Raw genomic sequence first — 11913 nt, forward strand, 5'->3', positions numbered from 1 at the left:
TGCGCGGGCCAGTTGTCGCCTAAAGGAATCTGATCATGGTTGATTCGCGCCGTCCCGCCCTGCAACTGTTCGATGAGTTGTTCAGCGAGGAACAACGAGCACAGAACGTCGGACTGCAGAACCTCGAGACATACCTGAAAAACGGTGGATCAGTTTATCCACTGGTTGAAAAGGGGGTTCAATGCATGGTCCAAGAGCATCAGCTCAGCGTTGAGCAAGCGCAACAATATTGGCGCGGCGCCAACAGCATAGCCACGTCTCAGCGGCGTCAGTTTATCGAGAGGACGCTGAGGGGGACCAGGGACGCGCCAAAGCGCAGTTCCAGCGGTTTGTCATCGATCGTGGACGGTCCCAATTATCACGCTCTGATCGGTACCAGTTTTGCTGCACTGTGCCCGCCAGATGCGCTGGAGTCTATCTGGTCGCCAGTAGCCTATCTGATCGATTTGTTGCGCTGGGTTCGTGACCGTCTGGAGGGCATCAACAAGGAAGAAGAATATTCGCTGCATAACCGGCGCACGGATTTGCTGGCACTGAACGTCGACTTTAATGCGGTTTATCAATCGATCTCGTCGGTGGACATCATTGTCGAGGTGCTGGAGAAATTCATCGCGGCGAACACGGATATCGAATCGATCGAAGACGCACTGATCGAAGCCCGCTACCCCAATGGTCTGCCTTATTACCAGCATTGGGTCACGATTGATGGAATCGCGCAGTTTCATGACTTGTCGGTGGGCGACTTCGAGCACCGGGTCGACCCGGCTTATCCCTATTTTCTGCAAGCCAATGCTCGAGGTGCCAATACTGCACAGGGTTTCGCCCATGCTTCGCGGCTTGGCCCTTATCAGCGCCTGTTGCTGACCGAGCCGCGTGCGGATTTTGAAGATCGCTATGTTTTTTTTGCGCACAACTTTGGTACCAGCAACACCGAGCTGTATATGAATCTCAAACAGGTGGAGTTTTTCGGTCGACGCACCAAGCTCGACAGCCGACAGATCGAGGCGCTTCTGTCGGTTGGCGACTTTGCTCCCGTGCGCTCGGCCAATGTGACCTACCCGGATGAAACACCCGAGCAGCCTGAAAGCGAGCGCTCGGGTTCGGTTTACATAAATGACGGTACTGCGCCGGCGGTGCGTATCGATCCTGCAACCAAGCCTCGCCTTCGAATGACGGCAAACCCCGCCGAATCCATCGGGTTCAACCGCTATATCCGGATGAATCAGATGGTGCGCCTGGCCAACTGGACAGGATTGTCGTTCGGCCAGTTGGATGGATTGTTGACGTCCATCATCCGTGCAACCGGGCTCGGCAATTCAACGAAAGGTCTCAGCAACGAGATGAACATCTCCAGTGGCGCGGTTCATGCGCTTGGGTTGTTCCAGACGTTGCGCGAGCGCTACGAATGCACCGCCGCGGACTTTGCTGTGTTTGTGGGTGAGTTGTCGGTTTATGGCCGCGGTGAAGCGCTCTCGCAATTCGATCAGGTGTTCAATTTTCAAACCGGTTATCGCGAGCCTTTCAAGCTCGACAACGATGAGTTTGCGGTGGCGCCGATACCGGGCGAGGTGGATCTGACGATCAGCCAGCTCTGCAGTGGCCTGGCGATTGATCCGCAGACTTATTACGTGCTGGCGAACGCAGTGGCCAAGGCTCATGGCTTGACCGACAAATTGAAGCGCAACGCAGCGATCATCTCAAGTTTCTACCGTTTGGTGAGGCTGGCCCGGTTGTTGAACATCACTCCGGTTGAGGGCGTGCTGATGCTATCGATCCTGGCCCCGGATGGCGATGACTGGGTCAGTGGCTTGGCCGGTACCCCTGTCATTCACGATGTACCGGACGGTTCACCGGATGCTCTGGAACTGATCGAGGCTATGCAAAGTTGCGTGCAGTGGTGCGCGCAAAACAATCTGCCGGTGTTGTGGGTGTTGCAGCATGCGGTTGCTGCGCCACCGGCTCAGGATCCATCCGAACAGGATGAGCAGTTTTTCGAGCAGATTCGCAATTTGCTGCCGACTGCACAGTTGTCCAATAGCACTTTTCTCATGGCAGGCGTTCCGGCAGCCGGGGCCGCAGACTGGATCGAATTTCTCGCAACATCCGCCGACAATCTGGGGCCGATAACCGACGGGCATGGTTTGATCCTGCCTCCCCCGCAGGGAAGCGCTGAGATGTACCTGGCCTTCGTTCATAAAAAAATCGCCTGGGCGATCGACAGTGCCTTGGGCGAGGTCGAGCCAGCATTGCGCCAGAACATCATCGACAGCATGGTCAGCGCGTTTTTACAGATGCGCGATGCGCAGACTTCGCTGGTCAAGGAGACGCTGGCGGCATACGCCGGCGTTGGCGTGGATCAGGCATTGCCGGTCCTGAACTGGGCAAACGTCACGGTACACCGGTTACTGCTGCATGCGCTGGAGCAAGCGGATGCGGGGAGCGAAGGGGCTGGCCGAACTCGCCCCCGAGCTGCCGACGCATCATTCGATCTTCTGGCTGAAGTTCGCCGCCGCAGTGAGGTGGTGTCGACCCTGGGGTTAAGCGCGGCGCTGTTGCAGGATTATCTGGATGGCGGCTACAAGGACTGGCTGGATCAGGACGACAAGCATGCGTTGACGGTGCGCACGCTTTATTACCTGACCACGCTCACTCGCGCTTTTGCCCTTGCCTCAGCCTCGAGCGGCCAACCGCCCCAGAAGCTGTTGGACTACCTGCGCCAGGTCAACGCATTGCCGGATGTCACCGGAGATGCGAGATGGCTGGCACAGCAGGCGGCTGCCATCAAACTGGCCGATTTTTTTGGCTGGAGCGTTCAGGAAGTGCGCGAATGTGTGAGCCGCATCGATCCCGACCTGAAGGTGTTGAAAAACCTTCCCCAGCTCGATTTGTTGATGCGCGTGCTGGTGCTGTCCACCGAGACCGGCATGGATGCGCTAACAATTTTTCTCATTGGTAATCTGCCCGAAACCGTCGACAAAAAATCCTATGCCGATGCCGCCGAACATGCCCTGCTTGGCGAGTCCGATACTCGTGCCCCGATCGTGCATGTTCCAGGCGACGTCAGAGGGCTGGTCACAATCACGTGCGAAGTGGTGGATGACAGCACCGTCGTGGCTAACAAGCCAGACGAAAAAGTCACTTATAAAGTGACCCTCAAAGCCGCCAATGGAAAGTCGCTGAGTGGCGTCAATGTTTATTGGCGCGCCACATTGGGCACCATTGAAAACAAGGCGACCGGGACGGACGGCACACTTTCGGTCGAGTATATCCCCGGCAAGGTCACGGGCCGCGACACGCCAATGCTTTGGCTGGACTTGTTCGAGCCGCAATACGCCCCTCCCATCGAGGTCACAGCCGATTTCGAGACGTTGTCTTTTCCGATTGCGGAACTTTCACCTACGCCTTTGGAAACAGTGAAACACGGCCATGAGGTAGAACTCTATGCGGTGCTGGAGGACGCCTACGGAAACCGCGGACAAAACTCGCTCGTGGAGTGGTTCTGGAAAACCGAACAGCTCGCGAAACTGGATACCGTGACTATTCGGCCGGCGCAGGGCTTCACTGATCAGCAGGGACTAACCCGGGTTTTCGTCTCAAGCAAGACGGGCGGCACATTCGAGTTCAGTGTTCGCTCTCAGTCTGGGGAAAGCGAAAGTGTATTCCCCAATGCCATTACCTTTGCCAGGGAGTAGCGGCAGGGCGTTGCGTACCGCCTGGCGAACGTTTTTCCCCGGGCCATATTCCAAGGAGCAAGATCATGGCACTGAGTAATATTGGCGGGCTGCTGGAAAAACGTCGCTCGGCACTTCTTGAGTACTGCATCGGTCAAGTGGCCAATGAAAAATACTCTTTTCTGAAAACACCTGAAGACTTGTTTGAATTGCTGCGCATGGATCCTCTGGATACTTATCAGGTCAAGAGTTCCAGAGTTGCTGAAGCGATAAGTTGTGTGCAGCAGTACATCCATGCGGTGTATCGAAAGCTGGAACCAGGGTTCCAGGATCACGAGTTCGACAAGCGTCATCTGCGCGAATGGGAGATTTTCAGCAATTATCCCGACTGGACCGTGATCCACCAGGTTTCATGCTATGCGGAAAACTTCGTCGTTCCATCGGTGCGACTGCGCAAAACCGGTCTGTTCAAGAATCTGGAAAACAACCTGAACCAGGCCCGTCTGGACAAAGATACCGTGCAGGCTGCGTTGCAGGATTATTTGCAGGCATTCGAACAAATCTGCGATCTCGACGTGAACAGTTGCTTCATGGACGGCGTTACACCGGCCAAAGCCGATTACTACTTTCTGGGGCGGCAGCGGGTGCAGCCGTTTCAGTATTTCTGGCGCAAGGCCGAGATCGAACTGGGCGCAACCAGCGTAGCGGTCAATCCGGCGGTCTGGAGTGAATGGCAAGCCGTGGAAATCCCGACCGCCGATCAAGTGCTGGATATTCGCCCGGTGTTCTGGAATGGACGGTTGTGTGTAGTCTGGGCCGAATGGCGCGACGCGGTCGTCGGTAGCGCAGCGGCGTCGCTCAGCCCGAGCAAACTGGTGATCAATCTGGCATTCATGAAACAGAACGGGCAGTGGTCTGCGCCGTTGTGTGTGCACAGTTCAGAACGCAGCAACGAGGTTTTGGCGAGCTCCAGACTGATTGCGACGGTGCAGGTCGATTATCTGAATCCGAAGGGCAAGTTGGGGATTTTATTGACGGGCCTGACTTCGCCATCCGGCGATCTGCGAGTGCATGGTGTCTACGACGTTCTGATGCGCCCCCTGCTGGACGGTGGCGCGTGGCTGGACCTGGCGCTAAAGGAGCGATTCGTCAGCAACGATACGGTTCAGCACCCACTGAACAGTCAGGTGACTGTTGCCACTCGCATACCGAACACTGGTTCCCTGACGCCCTATCTCGACCTGCACGTTATGGCAACGCGCGCGGATGACAAAGATGTGCTGACGGTGCAGGGTTTTTGCAGCCCCACGGGCCTGGGCAGCGTTCCGTTGAAAATGGTGCTGCAAATGAAGGGACAGACTGCTGGTGATCCGCCGCCGATCGACGAACAACAGGATGCAGGCGGGGGCTGGGTAACCAAGTCGTGGACTTCCTCGCGGACGGAAGGCACCTGGCCCACACCAGTCACGTTTATATTCGCCTCTCCCAGTTCGCAGACAGGACAGAAAGAGTTCGACCTGACGATTGTCGATCTCATGGACTTCGTCCCGCCGACTCTGCACAAGAACAGTACCGACGGGGCACAGTTTCTTTCATTCAATCAAGCTGGACTGGAGTTGAAATTCGTTCGGCTCAATTCATTGTTTGGCTCGGAACTGGTGCGATGCTCGAATATTTCCGTGGACGCCGTGCTGGACTGGTCCAACCAGTTCATTTGCGAACCGTCGCCGACCGGCGCAAAGTTCGTTGAACCACCCAATGGTGCCTTCGAAGGTGCCAATGGTCTGAACTTCTGGGAGCTGTTTTTTCACCTGCCGCATTTGATCGCCACCCGGTTGCGCGACGAAGAACGCTTCCAGGAAGCGCAGAACTGGCTGCATTACGTGTTCGATCCACAGGCCACCGCAGATCGTCCGGCCAGTCCGCCAGTTCCGATCACGAACCCGAAACCGGCCTATTGGCGTTGCCGGCCTCTGGATATCGCAATAGCGCCGGGCAATCCAGGGTGGGAAATCCAGAATCCCCTTGATCCGGATGCCATTGGTTATGCCGCACCCGCACATTTTCAGATCCTGATGTTCACCAACTACGTAGAAAACCTGATGGCGTGGGGCGATTGGTATTACCGACAATTGACCCGGGACAGTCTGGTGGCCGCCAAGCTTTGCTATGTCCAGGCCGGATTTCTGATGGGCGAGGCGCCCACCGCCGACACGGCGACCAGTTGGCAGACCGACACCGTTGAAAACCTCTTGGACAAGTGCGAATCGCGACCCCTGCTTGAAGCGCTTGAAAAAACGCTGGATTTCAACCTGGCGGATTACCCGATCGCTTCCGATACCCCGCCGATCCTGGGTTTGTTGGCCTGCGGACCTTTTGAAATTCCGATCAACCAATCGCTGCTCGACCTGTTTGCAAAGCCGCAGCAACGCCTTGATAACCTGCGCAACAATCTCACGATCGATGGCAAGCCGCTGGACGTGTTGCTGTTCAGCCCGATGACGGATCCCAGGCAATTGCTCCGCGATCTGGCCGCTGGTAGCGCAGCCGGGCCAAGACCGATGGGCGGGCGGCTGGTGGTCAATGCGTATCGCTGGCGGGTCACGTTCGAAGTCGCATTGCGTGGGGTACAGAGCCTGCGGGATTTTGGCAGTCTGGTGTTGCGTCTGCTCGAACAACGCGACCGTGCCGAGCAGGAAGAATCACAGCAGAACCATTTGCTGGAGCTGGGTCGCTATGCCGAAACGGTGCAGGAACAATCCATCGCCCAATTGGAGGCGAATGTCACAGCGCTGAAGCAGAGTCGGGCAATGGCGCAGGACCGGGCCGATGCCTATGCAATGCGTTACAGCGAAAACGTTTCGCCGATCGAGTATCAGGTCATGGCCAGTCTGCAGCAGTCGAAAACATCAGCGCTGCAGGCCAAAGTCGTCAGAGTGGCAGGGGGTGTCATCGCGGCGTTGCCAAAAATCTATGGTACTTCCAACGGTGGCTTCAAACCCGAACACGCTTTCGATGCGGTGGCTTTCGGTCTGGAGGTTTCTTCGTCACTGCTGCAAATCGACGCCGACCGACAGGCCACCACCGAAGGTTATCGTCGTCGCCGCAGTGAGTGGGCGCTGCAACGTGATCAGGCGCTGGCGGAGGTGGGCGCAATCGATGCGCAGATTGAAGCGCAAAGCCATGCGGTCAGCGCGGCGAGATCCAGCCTTGAACAGACGCTCAGGGCCAACAGCCAAGCATTGACCATGTACAACTTCCTCAAAAAACGCGCGAGCAATGCCGAGCTGTTCGGCTGGATGCTTGGCCAGCTCAAGGCGCTGCACTATCAGGCGTACGACGCGGTCGTCAGCCTGTGCCTTAGTGCTCAGGCTTCACTGGCTGCCGAAACCGGCGATTATGATGCACCCATCCCCTTGCCTCAGGCCTGGCTCGATCACCGTTATGGTCTGGGCTCGGGTGAACAACTGCATATGTACCTGCTGGACCAGGAGCGCAGGCGCTTGCAAAGCTACGAGCGGCGGCCGGAACTGATCAAAACCATTTCCTTGCGGCAGTTGTTCGACGACAGAATCGAGCCTCAAGAGGGCATAACCAGCTGGGCAGATGCACACGCGCAATTGATGGCAACAGGTGTGTTGGAGTTCAGACTGACCCAGTTGTTGTTCGACCGTGATCATCCTGGCCATTTCTGCCGGCAGATCAGTTCCGTGGAGGTCGATCTGCCTGTGCTGGCCGGTCCCTACGAGGATGTGCGGGCAACGTTGCTGCAGATCAGTAGCGTGACCGCGACCCGACCGACCACACAGTCTGTGCAGTATTTGCATAAGCCCACCGCAATCGCACCTGGCGATCTGCTGTTCAACCTGCGCAGCGGTCAGCAGATCGTTTTGTCGGTCGGGCTTGCCGATAATGGCCAGACCCACCAGAAACCCGACGAAGGATTGCTCAACCCGTTTGAATACACGGGTGCCGTTTCCCATTGGCGGCTGAGTTTTCCTCGCCCGCTTAATCAGCCACAAGCGGCAATGCTCAAATCCTTGACCAATATCATTCTTCGCGTGCGGTACTCCATCAAGGCCGGCGAGCCGACGTACGTCCAAAAGGTCACAGACCTGGTGACCGAGGCTGAAAACACCTACCTGGCGCGCCAACGTAACGGAGCCAGCGACCATGAATGAGCCCGTCGTGCAAAAAAATAAAAGTCTGCTGCTCAATGGTGACTTCAACGAGCGGCTCAAAGAGTGGCGTACCAGGGGTAGGGTTGGCCTGGCGAAGGAGTTCTATGAGGGCGAGTTAGTCAATTTCATGGAAGTCGGTGTCGGGGCTTCGGCTACACAGGAAGTCAAAGCTCCCAAAACCCCCGGTGCCCGTGCCGGCTACGAACTGACGTTTCTATGTGAACTGCGGCCCGGCGTTTCATGGTCGGGGGAATCGGGCTGGTTGCGCATCCGCAAGCGCGGTGAAGTGTTGATGAGCATCGAACTCACGGCGGAAGAAGGCCGGCATCCGGAGCTCGAAAACGCCCGGCGGCTGGCGGGACAGCCGCTGGAGTTCAAGCCGCGTGCGTATCAACGGTCGCTGGATCAATTGGAGTTCGTCGGAGATGACGTATTGAGCTTCGAGGTCAGCGGTGTCCCTGACAACACGGGCGACAATCGTTCGGCAATCCGCATCACTCGAATCGATCTGCAACTGAAGCTCGAACCGCTGCAACTGCAGAGCGTGCTGCTGGATCACGGAGATGTTTCACCCGGCCAGACTTTATATCTCTGCCTGGGCGCTTCCCTTGGCGTTGACCCGGACGACTCTCTGTACATTCCACACGGCCTGTCTTTTATCCCTGCAGACGGCAGCGCCTGGCTGGAGACAGATATCGCATTGATCATCCACGGCAACCCGATGGAGTCAGTCAAGGCGACCCCCGACTGGGGCGCCTATCAACCGCTACAGTCGCAGTGGTCGCTCGATTGCCCGGATATGGGGGAGGAAAAGGTTCATGACTTCACGATAAGTCTGGTGAACCAGTACAACGCCGAGCCTTACACGATTGACGTGTCGTTGGGGCATCATCGATTAGCGCTTCGCGAAGTACAGTGCGCGGCTTATTACCCTGTCCTGGAGTATGCGCAAAGCGTCCGCTTGGGTGTGCAGGTTCTGTCGTACTACACCGGCCAGGCGATTGATGGCCGGGAAGTCAGGTGGACGACTGCCGGGCAAGGTGTGCTGGGCACCAGCATCACTGATGAACAAGGCTTGGTGTACTTCGATTTCGTTCCTGAGCAAGCAGGCGATTTCATTCTCACAGCTTCGGTCGACAGTCCTTATTACCCAAGTGGCGAGGTGACTCTTGAGTTTTCAGTCACGGTGCTGGCGACCGATCCCTGGGTGGACTTGCGTTGCGTTGTCGAAGGGCAGGTAACTCCGTGGAGCGCGACCGGTTATCCCAATCGAGGCACTGATTATCCCATCATTGTGCGCTTGCCCGCCGACAGCCCTTGGCTGACGACTGATCTATCGCTGCACTGGAGCGGCGTCGGGCATGAAGAGTTGAAGGTCGCGGTCAACCCGCCACTCCAGCAACCGGTCGCTTTCAATGGCGACGATACTCTCTGGACGCTGGCCTGCGAGGACTGGCTGGACGGTCGCTTCGAACTGTCATTGGTCTGCTCGAAGTTGTTACTGCCATCGCCGCGTAAACCCATGTCGCTGGCGCGCAACAAGGTCAGGATCGCTGATACGCGCGGCCCCAATATTTCGCCGGTTGTCGAGAACTCCGAAAAGACCTTGATGCGAGTGCAGGTGGTGCATGTCACTGACAAAGGTGCCGGTGAGCCAGTAATTGATGCGTTCGTCCACTGGCAAACCCCCGAGGGTATTGTCGAGTCTCGTACTGGCAGTGGTGGCTGGGCCAGCCTGTATTACCAGCCGTCGGAGGCTTTGAGCAACGAGACGATTACCGCCAGTGTGAGTGCCTACGAAGGCGGGCCGGAAGATGGACACAGGTTTTCGGTCACGGCGTTTGCACAAGACGATTGGAAGGACAAGGTCAGCATCACGTTTGATGGCTTTCCACTTTTCAATGACGGAATCGCTTGCAAGCGAGGCAAGACGCACGTCCTGACGATCCGTGCAGTTGAGAACAGTCCGCTGATTGGCAAGGAAATTACGCTCGGTTGGCGCAACGCAAAGCCAGAGATCGGGCTTGCGGTGAGCGATCTTGATGTACCCAGAACTTTGCCCGAAGGGGAAGATCTGACCTGGACGTTCAGCTCTGATCGTATCGAAAGTACCAGCAGTATTTTCGAGGTGAGTTTGCGCACCGACACTCTCACGAACAAGGATTTTTCTTGCCGACTGTTATCACCTGACCTCCATGAAGAAATGACCGTGGTCCTGGATCAGATGACCGATCTCAGGGGGCAGCCGCTCTTTCCGTGTATTGGCGCTATACATCGCTATATCTTGCGCACCAATGCGCTGAGTCCGTTAGTCGGTCTCCTCATGGATTTGCAGTGGGATGGAAGCCCGGCGGCAGAGCTCGGAATTGAGCTGTGTCCACCATCCCAGACCGACAATATTCTGGATGACAGCGGGTTTACCTGGACGCTGGACTGTTCAAACAGTACGAAGCCCGGGGTTTTCAAACTTCGGTTCATTAGTGATTACCTTGGCTTGAGTGACGCCAATACAATGACCTTGGGCCACAATAAAATCACTATCGAAGACGCCCAAGCATCTGCGGTGGATCCGGTCATTGGGCAGGATCCTGCGTGGATGTGGCTCAAGGTACGCTCCCCTTATCGTCCCGACCTCGCTCTGGATCAAGTACCCGTTCAATGGACAGGCGACGGCAGCAGCGAAGAGCGCAGGACGGGGGCCGACGGCTGGAGTGGTTTTCCCTTTGCGCCAGCCACCGCCGGTGAGCATGTGGTGACAGCGGCGGTTATCAGCCCTTATGACCGTTTTGAAGAGCGCCGCTCCATGCAGGTTCTAGCGCTGGAAGGGGATCCCTGGGACGGATTCATATACAGTTTCGACTCCCGACCGTATCAGCCACTGGGCGATAGCGCTGAATTCCCTCGGCGCAAGGGGCAGCACCAACTGTGCGTGAGAGCCCCGGAGGGCAGCGCGTTGCTTGACCAGGACCTGACACTGGGCATGACCGGCACCGGGCCGGCGGAATTGGGCATGCGCTTCGAGGAGCCACGTTTGGGTGACCCCAGGCCTTTCTCGAGCGCTGGAATGACCTATCGGTTCAACGCGGGCGACCTCAAGGACGGGCGTTTCGGCCTGCGCTTTGCCTCGGCGCGGTTGGCCAGGCTTTCTCCAGTTATTGCAATGTCGCTGGGGCAAGGCGCGCAGGTTGTAAAAATTGCGGATCGTTCGCGCAGCAGTCAGACGCTGTTTTGGGGCGAAGCTGTATCTGAGCGGATCACCATTGTGTCGGGCATCAGTGGCAGACCGATGGTGGGGATGAAGGTTGTCTGGTGCAGTCCGGACCTGGGTGAGGTGACCACCACTACCAACTTCTACGGTGAAGCGCGGATACGGTTCGTGCCGACAACACCGGGAGCGGCGCAACTGACCGCCACGGTGGGCGATGCGCTGTATTCGGAGTCGATTTCCTTACCGTTTTTGCTGCACGAGCCCCGGGAGATCAAGGAACTGGTCAGCGATGATCCGAGCGGGTATCCGGGGCAACAGATGACCGCGCAAGTCCTGGTCGTTTCAGCGAGTACCGCGCAACCCTTGGCCAATGTCGAAGTGATGTGGGAGTACGACCGCACCTCGCTGCCGACAACCCTGACGAATGCCGAAGGCAAGGCAACGGCGCGCATTGTCCTGGGAGGAGCAGGCGAGGCTGCGTTGCGAGCGTCGGTAAAGGGTGGTTTGGCTGGCTGGGTGGTAAAAACGCTCTGGTTGACCGTTACTGAGCGTCCAGCAGCGGTGGAATCCGTTGTTGCGTCGCCTAATCCGGTCCCCTTGCAGACCTACGTCTCCATGACCGCGCTGATTGTGGCCAAGGAGGGGCGAGAGCCCATGCCCAGACGGAAAATCCTCGTTTCCACTAATGGAGCATCGTTCACTGAGTCGTTTACCGATCACAACGGGCGATACCAGGCTCACTGGCGGCCGTTGAGCCTTACGGATCAGATTTCATTGGTCGTCAAAGTAGAAAACAGCGACGGCACTTCGGACAGCGGCGCTGTGTATGTTGCAGTCACCAACTGATCGAATC

General features: G+C 57.1%; 3 protein-coding genes. All 3 read left to right on the forward strand.

Annotated elements, in window-relative coordinates; all coding sequences use genetic code 11:
• The first annotated feature begins 35 nt into the window (after nt 1–35).
• Entirely contained in the window at nt 36–3692 is a 3657-nt protein-coding gene (locus KVG85_RS00065; RefSeq protein ID WP_217862630.1) for a Tc toxin subunit A, read from the forward strand.
• A 65-nt stretch (nt 3693–3757) separates the two neighbouring features.
• The gene (locus KVG85_RS00070; RefSeq protein ID WP_217862631.1) at nt 3758–7852 is read left to right on the forward strand and encodes a Tc toxin subunit A-related protein; all 4095 of its coding nucleotides are present in this window, start codon (nt 3758–3760) and stop codon (nt 7850–7852) included.
• Nucleotides 7845–11906: an Ig-like domain-containing protein gene (locus KVG85_RS00075; protein ID WP_217862633.1), complete on the forward strand. Its 4062-nt coding sequence runs from the start codon at nt 7845–7847 to the stop codon at nt 11904–11906. The genes KVG85_RS00070 and KVG85_RS00075 overlap by 8 nt, the downstream gene beginning before the upstream one ends.
• Nucleotides 11907–11913 lie beyond the last annotated feature (7 nt).

This window comes from Pseudomonas triticicola (genome assembly GCF_019145375.1).
GTDB classification, from domain to species: Bacteria; Pseudomonadota; Gammaproteobacteria; order Pseudomonadales; family Pseudomonadaceae; genus Aquipseudomonas; species Aquipseudomonas triticicola.